Raw genomic sequence first — 23,004 nt, 5'->3', positions numbered from 1 at the left:
TTAGGTTAATAACTTGAGTTATTAATCATATTCTGAGGTGAAATTATATGATTACTGATAGATTTAATTATTCTAAAGCGTTAGAAGTATTGTTGTATGTGTCTTCTAAGGTTGAGTATATGTATCATACAGGTAAAATTATTTATTTTGCGAACAGATATCATCTCGAAAAGTATGGTCGCTTTGTTATTGATGATCGTGTTATTGCCATGAAAAACGGTCCAGTTTTATCTAATATATATGACATGATTAAGAGTGCTAGAGGTGATAACCGTAATTATCCTGAAGTTAAGAAACATCTGACTTATTTTTCAAATAAAAAGAGCTTGCATAAGCTAGTCCCAAAAAGAGCAGCTAATATGGACTACCTCAGTGAGAGTGATATTGAGTGCTTAAATGAGGCAATAGAAAAAATCAAAGGGATGAGCTTTAATGAATTAGAAAGCTTTAGTCATGATGATTTATATTATACTGCTGATCAAAATAATGAGATTTCAATTGATGAGATAATTAATCATTCTACTCATTCTGATACATTACGAGAGTATTTGGCTGGATAAGAATGGTTTTATTAGGTAGCAATTTCCCCAAAGAGTTTAGGAAAAAACAATTTAAAGCAGGAGCTGTGATTTTTACTCATTGCCATTTTACCACGCCACCTAAAAACAAATATCATGTTATCTGTTGCTGTGAACCTCTTTTAGTTTTATTGATTAATTCAAATATCCCTGATTTCATACGTTCGAAAGAAGAGTTAAATAAATGCCAAGTAGAATTAGATAAGAAAAGTCATCCATTTTTAAATTGGGATTCATATTTAAATTGTATAGATGCGCATAATGCATATGACATATCTTTTTTTAATTGTGAATTTGATAACAACTTTGATCAGTTTTATAGAGGTGATTTGTCAATAAATTGTATCAGAGATGTTCTGCGAGCGGTAAATGATTCTCCAGTTATGATCCCATTATATAAAAAATTAATCACAAGAGAATTAAATAAATTATTAATTGACAATTAACTGTAAATAATAAAAACAAACCGCTTAAAAATGGCGCTTGTTCAAGAGTTTGAAAATCAGAAGTTGTTGACTGAAGAAAATGCTATTGCATTACGTGAAGCAGCTAATCATCAGTTCGAGCAAAATCGTATTGACGCCCAATGGGAAATATAACGCAATCAAAGTGACGCTAACGAGTTTCTTGCTTTTTCACTCGAAGGACAGGCAAGCAGTGTAACAAGTACGATATCTGGTCTTATGTCTGGCACGATGAACGCTACACAGGCAATGCAAAAATTTGCTAACGTGGTTTTAAACGAAGCTATCGGGTCACTTGTTCAAATGGGTATGCAATACGTTAAAAACGCTATTGTAGCTAAAACAACATCAGCAGCAACTACAGCTACACAAACAGCAGAGGCAATTGCATTAGTAGCAGCGTACAAATCTGCAGTCATGCTTGCGTCAATTGCATCATATGGCTCGGCAGCAACGACAGGCGCAACAGTATACGGTACAGCATTAGGTATAATGTCTGTGCAATGTCCATTGCTGGAGCGCGTAAAAACGGCGGTCCAGTAGATGTAAATTCAATGTACCGAGTCGGTGAAGGTGGCAAACAGTATTTAATACCAGGCGAAAACGGACGAGTATTAAGCAATCGACAAATCACTTCCAATCAAGGTCAAAACATACAATGGAATTTTATTGTAGAAAACTATGCAAGTGGTGTTGAAGTTAGTAAGCCATCAATTGATTATGAAAATTAAATTATCAGAACCGCAGTAACACAAGCAAAACGAGAGATCGTTAATGATATTAAAGAGCATACAGGCGAAGTTTGGCAAGCCATATCGAGCACAACAAATGTCCAATCTAAATTATAATTGATATTAAATAATAAATTTCATACCATTACCTAAAATTTAAGGAGATGATATGAAAAAAATTTCATTGCTTGGATTAATCGGGTTTGTTTTAACTGGCTGTGGAGATGATAAGGTTACTAAAGAGTATCTTGTTGGTAAATGGAAGTGTGATCTTACAAGTTATAGGATAAAATTTCAGAATGAAAAATTTGTCGACTATGTAAAAGACGGCCTTAATGTTTCACTTACTGAAGAATATAAAATTGAAAATGAGAAATTATATATATTTGATGAGGAAAATAATAACTGGATAGAAAGTGATGTAATTGATGAATATTCAGGGAAACTTAAATCACATGAACAAGAAGATGTTAATCACAGCTTTACACACACAATCAAAAAAGAATCACAAAATAAATTTACTAAAACAGAAGAACATATAGCAACCCATAAAGATAATGAATTGAACCAAGATAATAAAAAAAATTACAAGATAAATGCAGTAGCAACTTGCAATAGAATAGAATAATTGACTGCCCAAAAAAAGTTTACCGCCGAGTAGGTGGGTTAGAAAAGTTATTAGAAATAATTAGTTAATTACAATTTATATCAACCCGCTTCGGCGGGTTTTTTATTATCTAAAAAACAGGAGTGATAATGAATGATTATCCATTAGAGCAAAAAACAGTGCAGCTAAGCACTTATTCAAGACAACAAAAGGCTCAGTTTTCAACAATAGAAGCACGAAGCGGTAAACTCTATTTTAAACGTCTAGCGCAAGAACAGACTATTTTAAGAGATAATAGTTTTGTTTTATTAGATTATGGAGCACAAATTTTTTTAAACTGGTTTAATAACGTTTTAAAAAAGGTTTTTTACCATTTGATATAAAATTAGCGACCGAGTGGGATACATCACAAACAATGAATTGTCGTTTTTTACGCGATTCACTATTGAACACAACAAGAAATAATCATCTTCAATGGAGCTACAGCGCAAAGATATTAATTAATAATTACGCACCACCAGATTATATACCTCTCGATATTATCAATCATGAAGCTTATTACTCAAATAAAGCACGTAGTCAGTTTGATCAGATTATTAATGTCAATATGAAAAATATAGGTTAGACATGACTATATCACAAGAACAACGTGAATTTTTCACACAGAAGAACCCCGCTGAAGAATACGACACTATAACTTTTCATCACCCGGAGTTTAAAGCACCATTGAGATTGATCTTGAATCAATTTAAGCCTTTAACGTTTGCCGGTAATGAATTTATACTTGTCGCAGCAAAAATCAATTTGCCAGATCAGGGTTCTGAGTTAACTCCAAAATTAAATTTACAGTTTTCACGCATTCATATTGGTGATGAAATCAAAAAAATTGTGAATTCGATATCCCCCTTTGGCTGGCAAGAGCCTATATCTATGATTTATGAACAATATAAAGAGCTATCAATGAATAAACCAATACAACGCTACTCACTTTATATATCAGAAGAGGACATAAGATTTAACCGCACTACCGTTGAAATTAAAGCAACGGATGATAATCCAATGGTTCTGGCAAAACCTAGGCATACAGAGAGCAACCCAATTTATACGCTTGAAGAATACAGAGGACTGGGTTAAGCATAAAAAAATGACAGTTAATGAATTTTTTAACAAGGTGATTGATATAAAATGGGTAGATAGAGCATGTACTTTCTATCGAATTAAAAACAATAATCGGTTATCAATCAAAGAAAACGACAATTCAAAATGAAGCCATCCCAGAATCACTTAGAAACTGGAAACCATGCGAAAAGAGTAACAATGCAGTGTTTCTTGCTTATGTTGGTGATCTTCCGTCTCATGTGGGTGTTGTGATAGATACCCATATGTTGCACGCTAAAGGAAATGAAATTCAAGGCGGACAAGTTCAATATAACAAGCTGGAAGCAATAGAAAAAGCCTATACAAAAGTGGAGTACTACCAATATGCTGATATATCATAAAGACCCTAACGGACTGACCGAAAAAAAATATATCAACTCGACACCTCTCTTTCACTTCTCCAAAATATTCGTAATAAATTTCCAAAAGGCTTTGTTAACAACATTACAGATGTCTATTTAAACAATGAAAAAAAAACCGCTTGATTATGATTCATCCAGAAAAGCGAGTATTTTTGATAAAGTTGTCATTGTTAATCGTCAGCAAGCGTCGGTCGTTGTTAGCATAATTGTTGCTGTAGTCGCCGCTGTTGTTGCATATGTATTAACACCAACACCAAAAACCCCAAATGCTATTGGGGAGCAGAAAGACAGTATTAATTTTTAACACAATTAATACAGAGAATTAATTTAGAATATATCGTTAGAATAAATTTCCTAGATGTCATTGATCAACAAATTCAGGCGTGGTACAAATATTAATCTATTATTCTAATGCTAACTTAAACTAATTATATAACCCGCATATGAGCTATTTTAACTATCATGCAAAAGCAAAAAAATTAATCAATGAAGGCTTTTTGGTGCGCTATGAATTTGTTGATAATTGGAATGGTATTAAACCAGCTTTAGTGTTGTATTTCGAAAATGCTAAACCTATGCCAATTCGAGAATACCGTTGGAATGAATATCTACCATTAATTTATAAGGATGATTCGTTTTAGCGTTTAATATTCAAACGTGTTTTAATTGATTATTGCTTTTTTGCTTAATCTATCATTTGTCATCAATAAATAATGTTTTTAGTTTTATTAATTATTTAAAAAATAAAAAAATCTTTCGTTTTTCCTAATCGACTGGGTAATAGTACGATGTTGCGTATTATTACCCATGAAGACTAATCGCTTTAGTTTTATGTTTGGCTAATTTTGATTAAACGAGCAATATTTTCACTTGTTTGCTCAATATTTTTAAAGCCGTTTAATAAGAGTTCTTCAATTGGTGATGCGGAAGGAATAATACCGAAAATTGCATCAATTCCATTTGGATAGAGCTCTTCAATATTTTTCCCGATAGTCCCCGCTAGTGCAATTACCGGCACATTTTGCGCTTTAGCAACTTGCGCAACACCATAAGGTGTTTTACCAAATTTAGTTTGATAATCAATGCCGCCTTCTCCTGTAAAACAAAAATCAGCACCTTTTAATTTTTGGCGTAGTTCACTGTAATGGATAACAATGTCGATTCCTTTTTGCATTTTACTGTTTGTAAATGCCATTAAACCTGCACCAAGCCCGCCGGCAGCACCTGCACCGGGAATCGTTGCTACATCTTTACCTAGCTGTGATTTAATGATTGAAGCATAATGTTGTAAATTATGATCTAATTGTTTAACCATTTCAGCCGTCGCCCCTTTTTGTGGACCAAATACGCAAGATGCGCCTTTTTCGCCACATAATGGGTTGCTTACATCACTGGCAACAATGATTTCGATATTGCGTAAAAGTGGGTTAACTTCCATTATGTCTATTTTGGCTAATTTACCCAATGCACCACCACCTTTAGGCAGTTCTTTACCTTCATTATCATAAAATTTTATACCCAATGCTTGAGCCATTCCTGCTCCACCGTCATTAGTCGCACTTCCACCGATACCCAGTATAATTTTTTTAACGCCATGTTTTAGGCATTCAATGATTAATTCTCCGGTGCCGAAGGTTGTAGTAATGAGTGGATTGCGCTTAGTTTTTGGCACAAGATGAATCCCACTAGCGCTAGCCATTTCAATGACGGCGGTAGTTTTATCTCCTACAATTCCATAATGAGCTGTGATTTTATCACCTAGGGGACTGGTGACTTGGCAAGCGTGTAATGTTCCATTTGTGGCATCAACTAAAGATTGAGTAGTTCCTTCACCACCATCAGCCATGGGAACATGGATAAATTTTGCATCAGGGAACACTTTTTTTAATCCGGACTCCATTGCCTGGCAAACCGCTTTAGCGGTCAAACACTCTTTAAAAGAATCGGGTGCAAGTACAAAAGTTTTGTGTTTCATAATATTATTCCTGATATTAATAAATAAATGCATAGAAAATTGTTGCAACTAATGTCATTGTGCCACCAACAAGCGCCTCATAGGGAATCAGCTTCATTCGTTGTTTTATTGACATGTTCATGCTATTGGCTGTGACATGGAAATAGTTGCCCTGTGGTAAGGAGTCAATAACTGTAGCGCCTGTGTGCATCATCACGGCAGCACTAATTGTTGGAACGCCCATATCCATAATGGTTGTGCCAAAAGCGCCGGTTGCAATAATGACGCCTGTTGATGTCGAAGCTGTTGCGGCTGCCATTAAAATTCCCGAAATGGGGGATAAATAGTAACCTGAAATACCCATTGATTCGATCATTGCTATAACTTGACTGGCTAAATTTGATGATGCGATTAATCCAGCGATTGCACCTGCACCAATTAAAATTAGTACGGTTGGTGTCATTTTTTCAATTCCAGATTTGGTAAATAAAATAATTTTGCTCTGTTGTCCCATTGCTAGCATGCCAATCATTCCAGCGAGTGGCAATATAAATAATGCGTCTATTTTTAAATTGGCAAGAAATTGAATATGTAAAATATTACCGATAGGGTTAAGCATTAATAATAAAATTGCCGTGGCCGGTGCCACAATCGCTTTCGCTAATGATGGGGTGTCTAATTTATCTTGCTCTTGATTTTTTAATGCCATGACTTCTTGATTTGTAATTGTGTCACTTTTATTTTTAATTAAAGAAGCGATCAGTACTGTTGCTAATAGTCCAAATAGTGCCGGTAAAAAGCCTGCAATCATAACATCGCTTAAGCTTAAATTAAATCCATTAGCAACAGCAATGGTATTGGGATTGGGTGAAATAATGTTTCCTGCTTTTCCGCCACCGGATAAGGCTAATAACAGCGCTAAACGAGATATCTTCATTTTATTGCCAACAGATAGCGCAATTGGTGCAACAATTAAAACGGCAACCGGTATAAACACCCCTGAAGCTGTAATAATGCCAGTGGCTAAGGCTAAAGCTAGCAGAGCTTTTTTTTCACCTAATTTTTTTACAACAGCTTGTGCTATTGTTTCAGCAGCACCGGATTCCATCATCACACCAGCAAGGATGCCGGCAGCTAGTACCCGTATCACTGTGCCCATGATGCTTTGTGTTCCGTTAGTTAAAATTGCAATAGTTTGAATTAAATTCGCCCCGCCAATAAATGCTCCAATGATAGCGCCAAAGAATAATGAGTAGACCGGATTTATGCCCCTTAAAATTAACAATATAGCCAGGAATAATCCAATCAGCGCACCATACCAGTTAATCAGTTCTGACATTTGTTTTCTCCTCAACAATATAATTACAATAAATTTTGTGTATAAAATAATTAATGCTTGGATTTGTTATTAACTTTATGCGTTTAGTTAAAATACATAAAAAATTTTTGATACAACTGAATATTGTGAATTGATGTGAGTATTGTCATACTTTAATGTAAAAATCATTTTCTTTACATCGAACATTTGTGATGTTTTTGGCATTTTTAAATATATTTGCCAAGCACAATGCTAAAGCGTAAAATGCCCAACTTATTTTGCTTAACCTATTACTAATAAGTAATACTGACTTGAAATCAGAGGCATTTTTTAATGACAAACTTGTATACAAAACCAGAGTTACTTTCTCCTGCTGGTTCTCTTAAAAATATGCGTTATGCTTTTGCATATGGCGCTGATGCTGTTTATGCAGGGCAACCACGTTATAGTCTACGTGTTCGCAATAACGAATTTAATCATGAAAATCTCGCTATCGGGATTAATGAGGCGCATGCTCAAGGTAAAAAGTTTTATGTTGTAGTAAACATTGCACCGCATAATTCAAAGCTTAAAACGTTTATCCGTGATTTAGAACCGATTGTCAATATGAAACCGGACGCTTTTATTATGTCAGATCCTGGTTTAATTATGCTAGTTCGGGAACATTTTCCTGAAATGGAAATTCATTTATCGGTACAATCCAATGCAGTAAATTGGGCGACAGTTAAATTTTGGCACAAAATGGGTTTAACCCGAGTGGTGTTATCCCGTGAGTTATCGCTTGATGAGATTGCTGAGATACGAGAAAAAGTTCCGGAAATGGAATTAGAAGTGTTTATTCATGGTGCGCTTTGCATGGCTTATTCTGGCCGTTGTTTATTATCGGGTTATATTAACAAACGTGATTCAAACCAAGGTACATGTACTAACGCTTGTCGGTGGGAGTATAAAGTTGCTGAAGGTAAAGAAGATGAAGTAGGGCAGATTGTCCATAAATGTGAACCTATACCGGTACAACAAGTTGAACCCACTTTAGGCATTGGTCCAACAACTGATAAAGTATTTATGCTCGAAGAATCCGGTCGACCGGGTGAATATATGCAAGCTTTTGAAGATGAGCATGGTACTTATATCATGAATTCTAAAGATTTAAGAGCTGTTGAATTAGTGGAAGATTTAACAAAAATCGGTGTTCATTCTTTGAAAATTGAAGGTAGGACTAAATCTTACTATTATTGTGCCAGAACAGCACAAGTTTATCGACAAGCAATTGATGCGGCAAGCGAAGGCAAACCTTTTGATCCGCATTTATTGGCTGAACTTGATTCATTGGCTCATCGAGGATATACCGAAGGCTTTTTGCGTCGTCATAAGCATGAAGATATGCAAAATTATGTGCATAGCCATTCGGTTTCAGAACGACAACAGTTTGTTGGTGAGTTTAGCGGTGAGCGTTTAAATGGGTTAGCTGAAATTATTGTTAAAAATAAGTTTTCAGTGGGTGATAGTGTTGAAATGATGACGCCAAAAGGCAATATAACCTTTGTTATTGAACGAATGGAGAACAAAAAAGGTCAACCGGTGCCTGCCGGATTAGGTGACGGTCATATTGTTTACATCCCAATTCCTGAAGATATCGATTTAAATTATGCATTGTTGATGCGTAATTTTGACTAGATCAAGCCAAATAGCTGTTCGGCTTTGCCGAACAGTGTGCTAGATTCATTCTCGTATTAAATCATCACCAAAACCTATCCATTTATAGGTTGTTAATGCTTCAAGTCCCATTGGACCTCTGGCATGCAATTTTTGAGTACTGACCGCAACTTCGGCTCCTAACCCAAATTGTCCACCGTCAGTAAAACGTGTAGAGGCATTGACATAGACGGCAGCAGCATCAACTTGGTTAACAAATTGCTCAACTTTGGCTAAGTTACGGGTCAAAATAGATTCTGAATGGCCACTCCCATATTCTCTGATATGTTTTATTGCACAGTCAATTGAGTTTACCAACACCACATTGAGATCTTTTGAGAGCCATTCTTGGCGTAATTGTTCGTCACTGACCAGTTCGACTGTCGCTTCACCCGATTTTAATTGTTCATAAGCTTTTTTATCAGCATGTAAATTTACCTGATTATCAGCCATTGTTTGACTTAATTTAACTAAAAATTCCGGCGCAATGTTTTGATGAACTAACAGTGTTTCAACGGTATTACAAGTACTTGGCCGCTGAGTTTTAGCATTGACAATTATCGGTAGGGCTTTTTCTATATCGGCACTTTCATCAACAAAAATATGGCAGACACCAATCCCACCGGTGATCACCGGAATTGTAGATTGCTCTCGACATAATTGATGTAATGCTGCTCCACCTCTTGGAATAATCATATCGACATATTTATCTAGTTTGAGTAACTCAGAGATATATTTACGATCAGGATTATCGATTGATTGAATGGCAGATTCAGGTAAGCCTGCTTGATTTAATGCTTGTTGAATAATCGATATGATAGCCGCATTAGTATTAACCGTTTCTTTTCCACCACGAAGTATCGCTGCATTACCTGTTTTTAAACAAAGAGCAGCAATATCTATAGTAACATTAGGACGAGCTTCATAAATTACACCAATCACCCCTAGCGGCACTCTTTGGCGTTGTAACTTTAAACCACTTTCTAATATTGAGCCATCAATAATTTGCCCAATAGGATCGGTTAAGGCGACAACTTTGCGAACATCATTGGCAATAGAGGATAGTCGCTCTGGAGTTAATAATAAACGATCAAGTATTGCCTCACTTAATCCTTGATTTTTTGCTATAGCAATATCTTTTTGATTAGCCTCTAAAATACTTTGGGAGCTTTGCTCCAATAAATCAGCAATACTAATTAAAGCCTGATTTTTGATTTTAGTTGGGCATTGTGCTAATTGATATGAGGCTTGTTTTGCTAACTTTCCAATTTGGTTTATCATTGCTTAACCTTAATAGATTTTACTCTCAACTGTGTTTGACAGAATACAGATTCTCTAAAAAATAATTTATCTAATGATATTATACAGATTATCCCACTCTAATCCTTATTAATAAAACGTATATAATAATTAATAGATTTAAAGAGGTAAGCACTGTCACTTTAAACAAATTTTGCTAATAGGAATCAATTTATTCCAACAATAATGTATTTTTCAGGCGATTGTCAATTATGAAGCTTAAAGGCAAGCTGAGATAAGAAGGTATTTGATGTAAAAAAAGCCAATATAGCAAGTAAAAAAATCTATATGTTATAAAGGCTGTGATATATATGTTAACGAAGTACTCAAATTTGATCATCTATCGCTAATTTACACAATAGTTCTCAATACTCATTAGGTAACTTTTTAATTATGTTTTATTGATAAGCTGCAACCATTAGTTAAATATTTAAATTTATGATCTATATCATTCAATAATAATTAATTTCAATTACAGCATTGGCAATATATTATAAATTCATAAAATAAACTTTTAAATTAATATAAAAGGTATGGCAAAGATCCTTTTTTGCATAAAATTATAATTTTATAGTTTATTTTTCTTTATCTTTCAAGATGATATGTAAAGTGCTTAAAAGCTTCTCTTTTTCCGCGACTTCCATAACTGATAAAGGTATCTTTACAGTGTATTGCTTGTTACTAATTTTATTTATGTAATTGATTATCACTTTATTATTTTTATAACTAACTGATGTGATTTCCTTAAAAAGTATACTTATACTACTTCTTATTGGAGCAGCAGGTCGATAAGTAATAAAATCTTCCCCAATTGAAATATAAACCAATTTGTATTGCCAAAAAGCACGAATAACTAGGATTATGGGCAATCCTAAACTTATTTTTAGCTCATCAGGTAAAGACAAAGCAACAAACAAAGTAACAATACTTAATATAATTAACAGTATGACGTGTCGTCTGGCATGAAAACATTTTCTATTTTGAGAGTCCATTCATGTCCTTAAAATTAATATCCAGTTTTCTATAAATTACGTTTTTCTTCTCATATTTTTTCATCAGCTTTGTTAATTATTTTTCTTCCACCAAAAACCCCTATTAAACCTAAAGGGATAAAGGGTATACTGCCAATAATAATAAAAATACTTGCTATTTTTTGATGATATCTTGCAAATAAAATACCTAATGTACTAATTAACGCAGATATTATTACATACGGTAATATTATTCGATAACTTGAGTTGTATAGTGAATTCGAGTAAATAATTAATACACCAAACCAGTTGGCTATTACACCACCTATAGCCAGTTCCATTTTAACCTCCTTATTATTTGATAATCATATCATTCCAATGTATTGCTACAGAGCCATATTCATAGCTAATAATTTGACTAATTTCTTGCGAGTGATGTCCTGCTATTTGTTTAGAACATCACTATTATAAAAGCTTACACCTCGTTAGATTTGTTTTCCTGATCTGAACTTATAGTTAGGTTATTTGGTAAAGACAAAGAAACGAACAAAGGAATTATACTTAATAGAATAAACGGTATGACATGTCGTCAAGCATGAAAACATTTTATGTTTTGGAGTCCATTCATAACCTTAAAATTAATATCCTATTTATCTAAAAATCACGTCTTTCTTCTAATGATTTTTCATTAGCTTTGTTAATTATTTTTCTTCCACCAAAAATCCCTATTAAACCTAAAGGGACAAAGAGTATACTGCCAATAATAATTAAAATACCTGCTAATTTTTGATTGTTTCCTGCAAATAAAATACCTAGAGTACTTATTAATGCAGATATTATTGTGTACGGTAATAATATTTGATAACCTAATTCATTTAGTGAATTCAAGTAAGCAATTAATACACCAAACCAGTTGGCTATTACACCACCTATAGCTAGTCCCATTTTAACCTCCTTATTATTTGATAATCATATCATTCCGATGTACGGCTACAGAGCCATATTCATAGCCAATAATTTGACTAATTTCTTGTGAGTGATGTCCTGCTATTTGTTTTAGCGCATCACTATTATAACGGCTTACACCTCGTGCGATTTGTTTTCCTGATTTATCACAGATGTTTATTACTTCTCCCCGCGAAAAATCTTTTTCAACCGCTATAATTCCTTTTGGTAAGAGCGAACTACCATTATTTAAAATAGCATTTATAGCACCGTCATCAAGCAACACCTTCCCTACATTAGGTGCACCATATAGCCAATGTTTTCGATGCTCTAATGGGGTTTTCTGTGGTAAAAAACGCGTGCCCACCGATTGATTATTGACTGCATCAATAATCACATTTTCTTTATTCCCAGCTGCAATAATTACTTCTATTCCTGCACTACCTGCTACTTCAGCTGCTTGAATTTTTGTGCTCATACCGCCGGTTCCCAGCCCTGAAACACTATCACCAGCTATGTTTCGTAAACTCTCATCAATATGAGAAACTTCTTTAATTAATTGAGCATTGCTATTTGATCTTGGATCGGCAGTATATAATCCTTCAATATCTGTCAGTAATATGAGTTTATCGGCTTCAGCTAAAATTGCCGCTAGTGCTGATAGGTTATCATTATCACCCACTTTAATTTCGGCTGTAGCTACAGCGTCATTTTCATTGATAACAGGTACAATATGATTATCTAGCATCGCTTTTAGTACATCTTGTGCATTTAAAAAGCGTTCACGATCCTCTAAGTCAGCTCGTGTCAGTAACATTTGTCCAATAAAAATTTTATATATTGAAAACAACTGTTCCCAAAGCTGGATAAGTTTACTTTGACCAACAGAAGCAAGTAATTGTTTTGATGCTACAGTATTTGGAAGGCTAGGGAAGTTTAGATACTCTCGACCAGCAGCAATTGCTCCCGATGTAACTATAATAATTTTGTGACCAATTTGATGTAAATAAGAGCATTGCCGAATCAGTTCAACTATTCGAGCACGATCTAGCTGTTTAGTTCCACCAGTTAAAACACTGGTACCTAACTTAATAACGACAGTTTGCTTTTTTTTATTAGTCATAGCAATAATCTTATTTAAATCATCTATTACAAAATAGATTCCATCCATTTGACTGATTGAGTTAAAGCGTTTTGTAAGCCTTTTTGTAACGGTGTTTTAGGAATAGTCACAATTTTGCTTTGCTTTGAAGATTGGATTAATTTTGCTTCAGTTAAATTACTCAACTTGTCCTCTTCAAAGATGACATTCATGATTGGCACAGGACAAGAATGAGTTAATAATCCCTGATTTTTTAAAGAAAAGTAATTTAATTCAGCTGCTAACTGCTGATTTGATACTGATGTTAAACCTAAACGACAAGCTAACATATCTTTGTAACAATTTGGTAGATTTTGTTGTAAGGCTTTATCAACAAATATTTGATGCACAAAAGGTGTGAAGTTGAAAAGTCCCTTTATTTTATTTGGCATCAAATAAGCAAGACGTGTTGCAATGTGTGAACCAAAACGGAATCCTGCAACAATTACACGATTGCTATCGACCCAAGGTACTGTCGCTAGTTGTTCAATTATTGCTTGATGAATTTGGCTACTATTTTGAGTTAATACAAAATTTCGACTAAAGCCTACAGTTGGCAAATCTACTGTTAGCATTGCAAAACCTTGTGGAGCTAAGTATTCACTAAAGTAGCGATAATAGTCGATTTGTAAATTACCTAATGCATTACAGACTAACACGACAGGGCATACGCCATCACAGTTTTCGGGTAAATGTAAAAATGTTTTAACACTGCGATTTTCAACTTTAAATTCAATCTGTTTTGTTGTGTAAGGCGAAAACTCAAGTGCTTTTAGATAAGATTGATATGCACAAGTTTGGGCATACATGGCCAGTTCGTCATTTTTAAAATGCGGATAGCTCGCAATACTTGAATATTCACTGGCTATTAAAAAATAATCATGTAATTTTTTTCTATCTTCATCAGTCAGCGTTGCCAGATCGAAACCATCTGCTTTAGCTTGCCATTCGGCTGCTTGGTTTAAAAATTCATAAATCCAATTACCGGGTTGATACCCAATGACTGAATCAAGCCATTTATCATTGGTGTGACGTTTGGTTGAAGCAGCGATCTTTGATAACACGGCTTCAATTTCTAATTTGGGTAAACCACGCCAGAACCATAAAATAGGGTTGATGATTCGGTACCATCTGGAATCAACATCCCCATCAAGCGGACTTATGCTACTACCGTTACTACTATCTAACCGATTGATCAGTGATGATGTTTCAGGATAATCATACTGTGGTTTAAATATTTTTTCAGATAAGTTTTCGGTAGTAGCCATAATAATGATTGATTCCTTGTTGACTATTTATGATCGCTAATTGGTTTTACAAACATAACACCTGTGTCCCAAGGTTGTTCAATCCATGTATCTTGATCAATATCAACAATATAATCATCGACTAATGGTTTGCCGGCTGGTTTGGCAAAAATTGTAACAAAACGTGCTTTAGGGTACATATCACGAATTGTATGTGCGGTGCTACCTGTGTCGACTAAATCATCAACAACAATAAAGCCTTCACCGTCGCCATTAGCTTGTTTAAGAATTAATTTTTCACGTTGATGATCATGGTCATAACTTGAAATACACACAGTATCAACATAACGGATACTTAATTCACGAGCTAAAATTGCTGCTGGAACTAAACCACCGCGGCTAACGGCAATAATGCCTTTCCATTGATTAGCGGGTAATAGACGTTTAGAGAGTTGGCGCCCGTAGGCTTGTAGCATTTCCCAAGTGACAGTGAATTTTTCTTTTTCAGCAATAAGCTCTGCTTTGTGCTGTTTTTTTGCTTGAATTTCGTCTTCTGTTAATGTTTGTTCTATTGACATGAGTAACCTGCAATTTTAATCGAATTTACGATTTTAATAAATTAATATTAATGGACTAGAAATAGATGTAAAATTGCACCTTATTATAGAGTGATTAGACAAAAAAAACCACTCATTAATTTATTAGCTATCTAATATTGAGGATAAAATATGCTTTCACACTTAAATCCAAAATTTGTTTGGCAGATCTTTAACGATATTTGTAAAATTCCACACCCTTCTCATTATGAGCAAATGATAACTAAATATATTGTTGATTTTGCCATTTCTCATCATATTGAACATAAGATCGATAAAGCAGGTAATATTTTATTAACTAAATCTGCCACCAAAGGTATGGAAAATTGTCCTTCAATTGCCTTACAAGCTCATATGGATATGGTACCGCAAAAAAATGAAGGAACTAACCATGACTTTTTTACCGATCCTATTAATGCTTACGTTGACGGTGAATGGGTTAAAGCAAAAGGTACAACGTTAGGCGCAGATAATGGTGTCGGCCTAGCCTCTGCATTGGCTGTATTAATCGATCCTGCTGTTGAACATGGGCCAATTGAAGTGTTAGTCACCACATCAGAAGAGACAGGTATGCATGGTGCATTTGGTTTGCAACCTAATTGGTTAAAAAGTCAGTTTTTAATTAATACTGATTCTGAAGATGAAGGCGAAATATTTACCGGTTGTGCTGGTGGTGTTGATTTTACGACCACTCTTGCTGTGACTTATGCCGTAATGCCGGAAAAACATGATTGTTACATGCGCATTTCTCTTAAAGGCCTTAAAGGTGGTCACTCAGGCTGTGATATTCATCTAGGACGCGGAAATGCGATTAAATTAATGGCAAGATTTTTAGCTGAATATGCTCAAGATATTTCGTTTAGGTTAGCTGATATTCAAGGTGGCTCATTACGCAATGCGATTCCAAGAGAAGCATTTGTCGAAATCACACTAAGTAAAGAAGATTTACCTAAACTTAAGTCAATCATTGAACAGTATCAGCAAGTGTTACAAAATGAGTTTGGGCAGGTAGAACCATCATTATCAATTACGTTATCTGATGTTGAATCGGACAAAATTAAACGTGTTTTAACTACTGAACATCAAAATAAAATCATTAATTGGTTGAATGCAGCGCCTAATGGCGTGATTCGCATGAGTAATCAAATTCATGGTGTTGTTGAAACTTCATTGAATTTAGGTATTTTAAATATTTTTGATAATCAACTTAATGTTCATTTCTTGATTCGATCTCAGGTTGATAGTAGTAAAGATGCCGTTGTTTCTACATTGGTTTCGCTTAGTCAATTGGTCAATGCTAATTATGAAATTAGTGGTGGTTATTCCGGTTGGGAACCAAATTTGAATTCGAGCCTTTTACAATTAGCTAAAGATAAATATCAAGAAATTTTCTCTCAAAAAGCGAAAATAATGGTTATTCATGCAGGTTTAGAGTGTGGTTTATTTAAAAAATCTTATCCGGATATGGATATGATTTCGATTGGACCAACAATTGTATCGCCTCATTCTCCTGATGAGAAAGTGAATATTCAAAGTGTTTATCGTTATTGGGAGCTACTTATTGCGATATTAAAATCAGCCAGTCTTTTGAAAAAATAACCTTGTACTTCCAACCTGCTGAATTTTCAGCAGGTTGATATCTTTTTAAACTCATAAAAAGATTCCCATAATTAATATCAACGTTATCTGAGTTGCTCATAATAATGTTGCTTATGATAAAAACCGTTTATCATCCATAACACACCAAAGTGAAAAAAAATTCATTAAAAGTGAATAAAAATTCAATTTGTGCTTGTATTTATTTTCTAAATGACCTACTATATCTTAATAATTATTAAAGAAAGATAAGGAATAGTATGTTAAAAGCAATAATTGTTGGAGCGAGTGGTTATGCAGGTGCTAAATTAGCTTATTATTTAAATAAGCACCCAAATGTTGAACTGGTCGCATTGACGGTATCAGAAAATAGTCAAGATGGCGGTAAGCTACTTTCTAATTATGACTTATACCCACAATTAAAAGGTGTCGTTGATTTACCTTTAATTGCCACTAAAGACTACACTTCGCTCATTAAAGATATCGATATTGTTTTTTTAGCAACTGAACATTCAGTTAGTCATGATATCGCGCCTTTTTTCTTATCGCAGGGTTGCACTGTTTTTGACTTGTCGGGCGCTTTTCGGGTCAATTCTTCCTCTTTTTATACTGAATTTTATGGCTTTACACATAAGCATCAAGAGTGGTTAGAAAAAGCAGTATATGGATTAGCGGAGTGGAATTTCGAAGCAATTAAACAAGCGCAATTGATAGCCGTTCCGGGCTGTTATCCTACCGCCTCACAATTACCTTTAAAGCCTTTACTTGAAGAAGATTTACTCGATAAAACGCAATGGCCAATCATTAATGCCATAAGTGGGGTAAGTGGTGCCGGGCGCAAACCTTCACATAATAATTTGTTTTGCGAAGTGAGTTTGCATGCTTATGGATTATTTACTCATCGTCATCAACCTGAAATTGCTACCCATTTAGGGCAAGACGTTATCTTTACCCCGCATCTTGGTAGTTTTAAACAAGGTATCCATGCAACAATCAATTGTAAAGTAAAAGAAGGGGTGACATCTGACGATGTTCTTGGGGCATTAAATAAATATTATGATAATAAACCCCTTATTCGGGTTTATCAAAAAGATTGGCCAGCTTTAAAAGCCGTTGTCGATTTGCCATATTGCGATATTGGATTTGTTTTAAAAGGGCGCCATTTAATTTTAATTTCTGTTGAGGATAATTTGTTAAAAGGGGCTGCTGCACAGGCAGTGCAATGTATGAATATTCGATTCGGGTTTGATGAAACAACATCGCTGTTATAAAGGTAGCTGATAGTAAATGTTAAATTCAAACAAAATGTGATTAACGATAACCCAAACTATTAGGAAATTGAAATGAAACCATTAATTATCAAACTTGGTGGCGTGTTGCTCGATAATCAAGATGCTTTAAGTAAGTTATTTGTTGTTATTGGTGAATATAAAAAGAGTTTTGCACGCCCACTGATTATTGTTCATGGTGGTGGGAGTCTGGTTGATTCTTTAATGGATCGTTTATCAATGCCAGTTGTTCGGCGAAATGGGTTGCGAGTGACCCCAGCAGATCAAATCGATGTGATAGTTGGTAGCCTTGCAGGAAGTGCCAATACAAAGCTTCTTTCAGAAGCTAAAAAACAACAAATTCCAAGTGTTGGGCTCTGTTTAGCTGACGGTAATAGCGTGAAAGTTAAACAGATTTCAGAAGAGTTAGGTTATGTGGGTCAAGCTGATGCCGGGGATGCGACTTTAGTCAATCTGCTTATTGATCATAGCTATTTACCAATTATGAGTTCTATCGGCATTACCGAAGAAGGAAAAATGATGAATGTTAATGCCGACCATGCAGCTGTTGCTTTAGCAAAAACATTAGATGCAGATTTGATTCTTCTGTCAGATGTTGTGGGTGTATTAGATCAGAATAAAAAACTTATTGAATCATTAACCCAGTCACAAGCGGATCAGTTAATCGCTAGCGGCGTGATTACAGACGGCATGATAGTTAAGGTAAATTCTGCATTTGAAGCCGCTAAATCATTAGGAAGATCAATTGATATAGCAAGTTGGAAAGAAGCTGATAAGCTTGAAGAATTATTTAATGGTAAATCAGGAATAACCGGTACAAGAATTATTGCTTAAATATAAATCAACCAGTATATTAAACTGATAATTTATATTTATAAATTGACACAAAAAATCTTTAACGCATTTAACTATCGAAAGTTAATTAAGAAAGGGTATATCATGAAAAAAAGTGGAACTAAAAAGGTTGTATTAGCCTATTCAGGTGGTTTGGATACATCAGCAATCATTCCTTGGTTGAAAGAAAATTACGGTGGTTGTGAAGTGTATGCTTTAGTGGCAAATGTTGGGCAAGATCCCAAAGAGCTCAAAGATGTAGAAAAGAAAGCCAAAGCATCGGGCGCGGTTGCTTGTAAAGTTGTTGATCTACGAGAAGAGTTTGTTAAAGATTATGTTTACCCTGTATTAAAAACCGGCGCTTTATACGAAGGAACTTATTATCTCGGAACATCAATGGCTCGCCCAATTATTGCTAAGGCTCAAGTTGAATATGCTTTAGAGGTTGGGGCTGACACACTTTGCCATGGCGCAACCGGAAAAGGTAATGATCAAGTTCGTTTTGAAACAACTTATACGGCACTTGCTCCACAACTTAAAGTTATTGCTCCTTGGCGTGAATGGGATTTGCGTTCGCGAGAGGCTTTAATTGATTATCTAAAAGTCCGTAAAATTCCAACTACTGCAACCGTTGAAAAAATCTATAGTCGTGATGAAAATGCATGGCATATCTCAACTGAAGGTGGAGTGCTTGAAAGTACATGGAATCAAGCTAATGCTGATTGCTGGGCGTGGACTGTATCGCCGGAAGATGCACCAAATAAACCGGAGTTTGTCACTATTGGAATCGAAAAAGGGGAAGTTGTTTCAGTTAATGGTAAAAAACTTTCGCCATATAACTGTGTTGCAACACTCAACAAAATTGGTGCAAAACATGGTGTAGGTCGGGTTGATATCATTGAAAATCGTTTAGTCGGTATTAAATCTCGTGGTTGTTATGAAACTCCGGGTGGTACTATTATGATGACCGCATTACGTGGTTTAGAGCAGTTAATTTTAGATCGTGACAGCTTTAAATGGCGTGAACAATTAGGTATTGAAATGGCTTATGTGGTTTATGATGGTCGTTGGTTTGCGCCATATCGCCGTTCAATTCAAGCTGCAGCCGACGTTCTTGCAGAAGATATGACCGGTGAAGTCGTCATCAAACTTTATAAAGGTAATGCAACTGCTGTTCAGAAAAAATCGCCAAATAGTTTATATAATGAAGAATTTGCGACTTTTGGTGAAGATGAGGTTTATGATCATAGTCACGCAGGTGGTTTTATTCGTCTATTCTCTTTATCATCACGAATTCGTGCCTTAAATGAAGAAAAGAAAAAACAACCGGCAAAAAAAGCGGTAAGCAAAAGCGTGAAAACCGATTCTAAAACGAAGACAACGACAAAAACGGCTGCTAAATCTAAGTCTGTAAGTAAAACTAAAAAGTAATATTAGAACTTTTTAGTATGCAACTTTAAATGATATATACAGGAATAGTCCTGTATATATTTCTTTTAACGTATCGAAACAATTTAGCATCAAAATCAAAATGAATAAAAGTCGATAATTACAATCGTTTTGCATTATTTTAAAGATTATATTTGAGGTATTTATGGCATTATGGGGTGGGCGTTTTAGCCAAGCAGCAGATCAAAGATTTAAACATTTTAATGATTCGTTGCGCTTTGACTATCGTCTTGCAGAGCAAGATATTATAGGATCCATAGCTTGGTCTAAAGCATTGGTTACCGTTAACGTTCTATCTTATGATGAACAAAAGAAATTGGAAAAAGCTTTAAACGAATTACGCATATCGGTTAATCAAGACCCTGAACAGATTTTACGAAGTGATGCTGAAGATATTCATAGTTGGGTCGAACAACAATTAATTGAGAAAGTCGGTGATTTAGGTAAAAAATTACATACTGGTCGTAGCCGAAATGATCAATCAACAACTGATCTAAAACTATGGTGTAAAAAAGAGATTTATCATTTGATTGAATCTGTAGATCATTTAAGAAAGTCTTTAGTCATTACAGCTGAACAACATCAGCAAGCTATTATGCCGGGTTACACTCATTTACAACGAGCTCAGCCCATTACTTTTGCACATTGGTGTTTAGCTTACTATGAAATGCTGACTCGTGATAAAGATCGTCTGCAAGATACACTTAAACGCTTAGATATAAGCCCGTTAGGTTCAGGTGCTTTAGCCGGAACAGCATATCCTATGGATCGTGAAGAGCTAGCGCAATGGTTAGGGTTTGCTAAAGCAACGAATAATAGTTTGGACTCGGTTTCAGATCGTGACCATGTGCTTGAATTATTAAACACGGCTTCAATTAGCATGATCCACTTATCTCGTTTTGCCGAAGATTTAATTATTTTCAATAGTGGCGAAGCCAATTTTGTTGAACTATCAGATCGCGTTACATCCGGCTCTTCATTAATGCCACAAAAAAAGAATCCCGATGCATTAGAATTAATTCGTGGAAAAGTAGGTCGAGTAGTTGGTGCGTTAACCGGTTTAATGGTCACTTTAAAGGGATTGCCACTTGCTTATAATAAAGATATGCAAGAAGACAAAGAACACCTCTTTGATGCAATTGATACCTGGCATGAATGCTTAGATATGGCTTGTTTAGTTCTTGAAGATATCAAAATAAACTATGAAGTTTGTTTAGAAGCTGCAAAACAGGGCTACTCGAATGCAACTGAATTAGCTGATTATCTTGTGGCTAAAGGGATTCCATTTAGAGAAGCACACCACATTGTTGGCGAGGCTGTTGTTGGTGCAATAGCTAAGCAAAAAGCATTGGAGGAACTCTCTTTAGACGAACTTAAATCATTCAGTCATGTTATTGAAGATGATGTTTATACTATATTATCGTTGGATTCTTGCTTAGCAAAACGGTGTGCTAAAGGCGGTGTTTCACCACAACAAGTAAGAATCGCTATTGCAGCAGCCAAACAACAACTCTCCTTATAGTTTAAATTTTATTTCTTGTTTGCCGGTTTATGCCGGCTTTTTTATGCCAAAACGTATAGTAAATCTGAAAGATCTTGTCAAAAATTTGATTGTATATACTTTAAGACAGTGTAAAAATATAACTTTATTTTTATAAATGGATTAAAGTGAATTGCTATGAATAAAAGTTACAACTTTAGTGCCGGTCCTGCTAAATTACCTGCTGATGTTTTAAAACAGGTACAAGCTGAGTTATTAGATTGGCAAAATACTGGCGCATCTGTTATGGAGTTAAGTCACCGTGGTAAGGATTTTGATGCATGTGCAATTGAAGCTACTAATAATTTACGAGACATACTAAATGTCCCCGATAATTATAAAATTTTATTTTGCCAGGGTGGAGCAAGAGCACAATTTGCCGCTGTGCCACTAAATATTTTAGGCGATAAAACGCAGGCTGATTATATCAATAGTGGCTATTGGAGCCAATGTGCTGCTAAAGAAGCAGGAAAGTATTGTAACGTTATCGAGCAAAACATCGTTGTTAAGACCGATGGAGTTACTTCGCTAAAACCTATGTCGGCATGGCAACTAAATGATAATGCCGCTTATATACACTATTGTCCAAATGAAACTATTGATGGGGTTGAAATATTCGAACAGCCTAATTTTGGCGATAAAATTGTTGTAGCTGATTTATCATCGTGCATTTTATCTCAACCAATTGACGTCAGCCGTTATGGAATTATCTATGCTGGCGCTCAGAAAAATATTGGTCCTTCAGGTATTACTATTGTCATAGTTCGGGAAGATTTGCTAGGGCACGCAAAAAAGGTGTTACCGTCGGTATTAGATTATAAAACTCTTTTCGATAACGATTCGATGTTTAATACACCGCCAACTTTTGCATGGTACTTATCTGGTTTGGTATTTAAGTGGATTAAAAATTTGGGCGGATTAAATGCGATGCAACAACGAAATCAAGCTAAAGCTCAATTGCTTTACCAGTTTATCGATCAGTCTGATTTTTATCGTAATTGCGTGGCTACCCCTAATCGATCAATCATGAATGTAACCTTCTTATCCCCAAATGAGGAACTCGATAAAAGGTTTGTTAGCGAAGCAACACAAGCAAATATCATTGAAATCAAAGGTCACCGAATTGCTGGCGGAATGAGGGCTTCGATTTACAATGCGATGGATATTGAAGGAGTCAAGTATTTAATTGATTTCATGAAAGCTTTTGAAAAACAAAATGGCTAATTATAT

Annotated in this window: 27 protein-coding genes and 2 pseudogenes; 19 read left to right on the top strand and 10 right to left on the bottom strand. The window is 35.1% G+C overall.

All coding sequences use genetic code 11. The features are described 5' to 3' along the window. The first annotated feature begins 47 nt into the window (after positions 1-47). The 12 genes from J3U42_RS07200 (at position 48) to J3U42_RS07145 (ending at position 4,541) form a co-directional block, all read left to right on the top strand. Positions 48-560, top strand: coding sequence for a Panacea domain-containing protein (locus J3U42_RS07200; RefSeq protein WP_267336091.1), 513 nt, complete (start codon positions 48-50; stop codon positions 558-560). Between the two features lie 2 nt (positions 561-562). Continuing rightward, the gene (locus J3U42_RS07195; RefSeq protein WP_267336090.1) at positions 563-1,024 is read left to right on the top strand and encodes a hypothetical protein; all 462 of its coding nucleotides are present in this window, start codon (positions 563-565) and stop codon (positions 1,022-1,024) included. A 30-nt stretch (positions 1,025-1,054) separates the two neighbouring features. Beyond that, on the top strand, positions 1,055-1,177 hold the full coding sequence (locus J3U42_RS07190; protein WP_267336089.1) for a hypothetical protein: 123 nt from the start codon (positions 1,055-1,057) through the stop codon (positions 1,175-1,177). A gap of 96 nt (positions 1,178-1,273) precedes the next feature. Further along, positions 1,274-1,585 (top strand): hypothetical protein, encoded by a 312-nt coding sequence (locus J3U42_RS07185; RefSeq protein WP_267336088.1) that lies wholly within the window; start codon positions 1,274-1,276, stop codon positions 1,583-1,585. An 11-nt stretch (positions 1,586-1,596) separates the two neighbouring features. Continuing rightward, a complete protein-coding gene (locus tag J3U42_RS07180; RefSeq protein ID WP_267336087.1) occupies positions 1,597-1,773 on the top strand; it encodes a hypothetical protein in 177 nt (58 codons plus the stop codon). A 169-nt stretch (positions 1,774-1,942) separates the two neighbouring features. Then, positions 1,943-2,401 (top strand): hypothetical protein, encoded by a 459-nt coding sequence (locus J3U42_RS07175; protein WP_267329197.1) that lies wholly within the window; start codon positions 1,943-1,945, stop codon positions 2,399-2,401. 128 nt (positions 2,402-2,529) lie between these two features. Then, entirely contained in the window at positions 2,530-2,763 is a 234-nt protein-coding gene (locus J3U42_RS07170) for a hypothetical protein (protein WP_267336086.1), read from the top strand. 32 nt (positions 2,764-2,795) lie between these two features. Next, on the top strand, positions 2,796-3,005 hold the full coding sequence (locus J3U42_RS07165; protein ID WP_267336085.1) for a hypothetical protein: 210 nt from the start codon (positions 2,796-2,798) through the stop codon (positions 3,003-3,005). A gap of 2 nt (positions 3,006-3,007) precedes the next feature. Beyond that, positions 3,008-3,514: a hypothetical protein gene (locus J3U42_RS07160; protein ID WP_267336084.1), complete on the top strand. Its 507-nt coding sequence runs from the start codon at positions 3,008-3,010 to the stop codon at positions 3,512-3,514. 188 nt (positions 3,515-3,702) lie between these two features. After that, a complete protein-coding gene (locus J3U42_RS07155) occupies positions 3,703-3,879 on the top strand; it encodes a hypothetical protein (RefSeq protein ID WP_267336083.1) in 177 nt (58 codons plus the stop codon). Between the two features lie 124 nt (positions 3,880-4,003). Continuing rightward, positions 4,004-4,204: a hypothetical protein gene (locus J3U42_RS07150; RefSeq protein WP_267336082.1), complete on the top strand. Its 201-nt coding sequence runs from the start codon at positions 4,004-4,006 to the stop codon at positions 4,202-4,204. 139 nt (positions 4,205-4,343) lie between these two features. Next, positions 4,344-4,541 (top strand): hypothetical protein, encoded by a 198-nt coding sequence (locus J3U42_RS07145; RefSeq protein WP_267336081.1) that lies wholly within the window; start codon positions 4,344-4,346, stop codon positions 4,539-4,541. A gap of 188 nt (positions 4,542-4,729) precedes the next feature. Here J3U42_RS07145 and J3U42_RS07140 read toward each other — a convergent pair whose 3' ends face one another. After that, positions 4,730-5,875 (bottom strand): glycerate kinase, encoded by a 1,146-nt coding sequence (locus J3U42_RS07140; protein WP_267336080.1) that lies wholly within the window; start codon positions 5,873-5,875, stop codon positions 4,730-4,732. Positions 5,876-5,891: 16 nt separating this feature from the next. Further along, entirely contained in the window at positions 5,892-7,193 is a 1,302-nt protein-coding gene (locus tag J3U42_RS07135; protein WP_267336079.1) for a GntP family permease, read from the bottom strand. Between the two features lie 312 nt (positions 7,194-7,505). Between J3U42_RS07135 and yegQ the strand changes: the two genes are divergently transcribed. Next, a complete protein-coding gene (gene yegQ, locus J3U42_RS07130; protein WP_220217416.1) occupies positions 7,506-8,849 on the top strand; it encodes a tRNA 5-hydroxyuridine modification protein YegQ in 1,344 nt (447 codons plus the stop codon). A 45-nt stretch (positions 8,850-8,894) separates the two neighbouring features. Here yegQ and proA read toward each other — a convergent pair whose 3' ends face one another. The 8 genes and pseudogenes from proA to gpt form a co-directional block, all read right to left on the bottom strand. Next, a complete protein-coding gene (proA, locus tag J3U42_RS07125) occupies positions 8,895-10,148 on the bottom strand; it encodes a glutamate-5-semialdehyde dehydrogenase (protein ID WP_267336078.1) in 1,254 nt (417 codons plus the stop codon). Between the two features lie 593 nt (positions 10,149-10,741). Then, on the bottom strand, positions 10,742-11,158 hold the full coding sequence (locus J3U42_RS07120) for a hypothetical protein (RefSeq protein WP_267336077.1): 417 nt from the start codon (positions 11,156-11,158) through the stop codon (positions 10,742-10,744). Between the two features lie 50 nt (positions 11,159-11,208). Next, entirely contained in the window at positions 11,209-11,478 is a 270-nt protein-coding gene (locus J3U42_RS07115) for a hypothetical protein (RefSeq protein WP_267336076.1), read from the bottom strand. Positions 11,479-11,491: 13 nt separating this feature from the next. Beyond that, a pseudogene (locus tag J3U42_RS12415) lies at positions 11,492-11,619 on the bottom strand (glutamate 5-kinase); the annotation flags it as partial. A 172-nt stretch (positions 11,620-11,791) separates the two neighbouring features. After that, entirely contained in the window at positions 11,792-12,082 is a 291-nt protein-coding gene (locus J3U42_RS07110) for a hypothetical protein (RefSeq protein WP_267336075.1), read from the bottom strand. A 13-nt stretch (positions 12,083-12,095) separates the two neighbouring features. Beyond that, positions 12,096-13,205, bottom strand: a complete 1,110-nt coding sequence (gene proB / locus J3U42_RS07105; RefSeq protein WP_267336074.1) for a glutamate 5-kinase — start codon at positions 13,203-13,205, stop codon at positions 12,096-12,098. Positions 13,206-13,231: 26 nt separating this feature from the next. Then, positions 13,232-14,491 (bottom strand): esterase FrsA, encoded by a 1,260-nt coding sequence (gene frsA, locus J3U42_RS07100; RefSeq protein WP_267336073.1) that lies wholly within the window; start codon positions 14,489-14,491, stop codon positions 13,232-13,234. 23 nt (positions 14,492-14,514) lie between these two features. Then, positions 14,515-15,048: a xanthine phosphoribosyltransferase gene (gpt, locus tag J3U42_RS07095; protein ID WP_220217409.1), complete on the bottom strand. Its 534-nt coding sequence runs from the start codon at positions 15,046-15,048 to the stop codon at positions 14,515-14,517. Between the two features lie 150 nt (positions 15,049-15,198). On the opposite strand from gpt, the gene J3U42_RS07090 reads away from it, so the two are divergent. The 6 genes and pseudogenes from J3U42_RS07090 (at position 15,199) to serC (ending at position 22,998) form a co-directional block, all read left to right on the top strand. Beyond that, a complete protein-coding gene (locus J3U42_RS07090; RefSeq protein ID WP_267336072.1) occupies positions 15,199-16,665 on the top strand; it encodes an aminoacyl-histidine dipeptidase in 1,467 nt (488 codons plus the stop codon). A gap of 257 nt (positions 16,666-16,922) precedes the next feature. Then, positions 16,923-17,933, top strand: a complete 1,011-nt coding sequence (gene argC / locus J3U42_RS07085) for an N-acetyl-gamma-glutamyl-phosphate reductase (protein WP_267336071.1) — start codon at positions 16,923-16,925, stop codon at positions 17,931-17,933. Positions 17,934-18,005: 72 nt separating this feature from the next. Continuing rightward, positions 18,006-18,785: an acetylglutamate kinase gene (gene argB / locus J3U42_RS07080; protein ID WP_267336070.1), complete on the top strand. Its 780-nt coding sequence runs from the start codon at positions 18,006-18,008 to the stop codon at positions 18,783-18,785. 105 nt (positions 18,786-18,890) lie between these two features. Further along, a pseudogene (locus tag J3U42_RS07075) lies at positions 18,891-20,108 on the top strand (argininosuccinate synthase); the annotation flags it as partial. Between the two features lie 271 nt (positions 20,109-20,379). Beyond that, positions 20,380-21,756, top strand: coding sequence for an argininosuccinate lyase (gene argH / locus J3U42_RS07070; RefSeq protein WP_267336068.1), 1,377 nt, complete (start codon positions 20,380-20,382; stop codon positions 21,754-21,756). Between the two features lie 156 nt (positions 21,757-21,912). After that, a complete protein-coding gene (serC, locus tag J3U42_RS07065) occupies positions 21,913-22,998 on the top strand; it encodes a 3-phosphoserine/phosphohydroxythreonine transaminase (RefSeq protein WP_267336067.1) in 1,086 nt (361 codons plus the stop codon). Positions 22,999-23,004 lie beyond the last annotated feature (6 nt).

Origin of the sequence: Gilliamella sp. B2923 (assembly GCF_026536565.1) — a bacterium.
GTDB lineage: Bacteria > Pseudomonadota > Gammaproteobacteria > Enterobacterales > Orbaceae > Gilliamella.
Note: the sequence above shows the minus strand (reverse complement) of the source record. Positions and strands in the feature narration are given on the sequence as shown.

Excerpts from the sequence above, each read along its gene's own strand:
- J3U42_RS07165 (WP_267336085.1), top strand. The coding sequence starts at position 2,796 with ATGAATTGTCGTTTTTTACGCGATTCACTATTGAACACAACAAGAAAT.
- J3U42_RS07120 (WP_267336077.1), bottom strand. The coding sequence starts at position 11,158 with ATGGACTCTCAAAATAGAAAATGTTTTCATGCCAGACGACACGTCATA.
- J3U42_RS07180 (WP_267336087.1), top strand. The coding sequence starts at position 1,597 with ATGTACCGAGTCGGTGAAGGTGGCAAACAGTATTTAATACCAGGCGAA.
- J3U42_RS07135 (WP_267336079.1), bottom strand. The coding sequence starts at position 7,193 with ATGTCAGAACTGATTAACTGGTATGGTGCGCTGATTGGATTATTCCTG.
- proA (WP_267336078.1), bottom strand. The coding sequence starts at position 10,148 with ATGATAAACCAAATTGGAAAGTTAGCAAAACAAGCCTCATATCAATTA.
- proB (WP_267336074.1), bottom strand. The coding sequence starts at position 13,205 with ATGACTAATAAAAAAAAGCAAACTGTCGTTATTAAGTTAGGTACCAGT.
- argB (WP_267336070.1), top strand. The coding sequence starts at position 18,006 with ATGAAACCATTAATTATCAAACTTGGTGGCGTGTTGCTCGATAATCAA.
- argH (WP_267336068.1), top strand. The coding sequence starts at position 20,380 with ATGGCATTATGGGGTGGGCGTTTTAGCCAAGCAGCAGATCAAAGATTT.
- argC (WP_267336071.1), top strand. The coding sequence starts at position 16,923 with ATGTTAAAAGCAATAATTGTTGGAGCGAGTGGTTATGCAGGTGCTAAA.
- J3U42_RS07195 (WP_267336090.1), top strand. The coding sequence starts at position 563 with ATGGTTTTATTAGGTAGCAATTTCCCCAAAGAGTTTAGGAAAAAACAA.
- J3U42_RS07145 (WP_267336081.1), top strand. The coding sequence starts at position 4,344 with ATGAGCTATTTTAACTATCATGCAAAAGCAAAAAAATTAATCAATGAA.
- J3U42_RS07115 (WP_267336076.1), bottom strand. The coding sequence starts at position 11,478 with ATGGAACTGGCTATAGGTGGTGTAATAGCCAACTGGTTTGGTGTATTA.
- gpt (WP_220217409.1), bottom strand. The coding sequence starts at position 15,048 with ATGTCAATAGAACAAACATTAACAGAAGACGAAATTCAAGCAAAAAAA.
- J3U42_RS07200 (WP_267336091.1), top strand. The coding sequence starts at position 48 with ATGATTACTGATAGATTTAATTATTCTAAAGCGTTAGAAGTATTGTTG.
- J3U42_RS07190 (WP_267336089.1), top strand. The coding sequence starts at position 1,055 with ATGGCGCTTGTTCAAGAGTTTGAAAATCAGAAGTTGTTGACTGAAGAA.
- J3U42_RS07150 (WP_267336082.1), top strand. The coding sequence starts at position 4,004 with ATGAAAAAAAAACCGCTTGATTATGATTCATCCAGAAAAGCGAGTATT.
- J3U42_RS07175 (WP_267329197.1), top strand. The coding sequence starts at position 1,943 with ATGAAAAAAATTTCATTGCTTGGATTAATCGGGTTTGTTTTAACTGGC.
- J3U42_RS07160 (WP_267336084.1), top strand. The coding sequence starts at position 3,008 with ATGACTATATCACAAGAACAACGTGAATTTTTCACACAGAAGAACCCC.
- J3U42_RS07090 (WP_267336072.1), top strand. The coding sequence starts at position 15,199 with ATGCTTTCACACTTAAATCCAAAATTTGTTTGGCAGATCTTTAACGAT.
- J3U42_RS07140 (WP_267336080.1), bottom strand. The coding sequence starts at position 5,875 with ATGAAACACAAAACTTTTGTACTTGCACCCGATTCTTTTAAAGAGTGT.
- serC (WP_267336067.1), top strand. The coding sequence starts at position 21,913 with ATGAATAAAAGTTACAACTTTAGTGCCGGTCCTGCTAAATTACCTGCT.
- J3U42_RS07185 (WP_267336088.1), top strand. The coding sequence starts at position 1,274 with ATGAACGCTACACAGGCAATGCAAAAATTTGCTAACGTGGTTTTAAAC.
- J3U42_RS07110 (WP_267336075.1), bottom strand. The coding sequence starts at position 12,082 with ATGGGACTAGCTATAGGTGGTGTAATAGCCAACTGGTTTGGTGTATTA.
- yegQ (WP_220217416.1), top strand. The coding sequence starts at position 7,506 with ATGACAAACTTGTATACAAAACCAGAGTTACTTTCTCCTGCTGGTTCT.
- frsA (WP_267336073.1), bottom strand. The coding sequence starts at position 14,491 with ATGGCTACTACCGAAAACTTATCTGAAAAAATATTTAAACCACAGTAT.
- J3U42_RS07170 (WP_267336086.1), top strand. The coding sequence starts at position 2,530 with ATGAATGATTATCCATTAGAGCAAAAAACAGTGCAGCTAAGCACTTAT.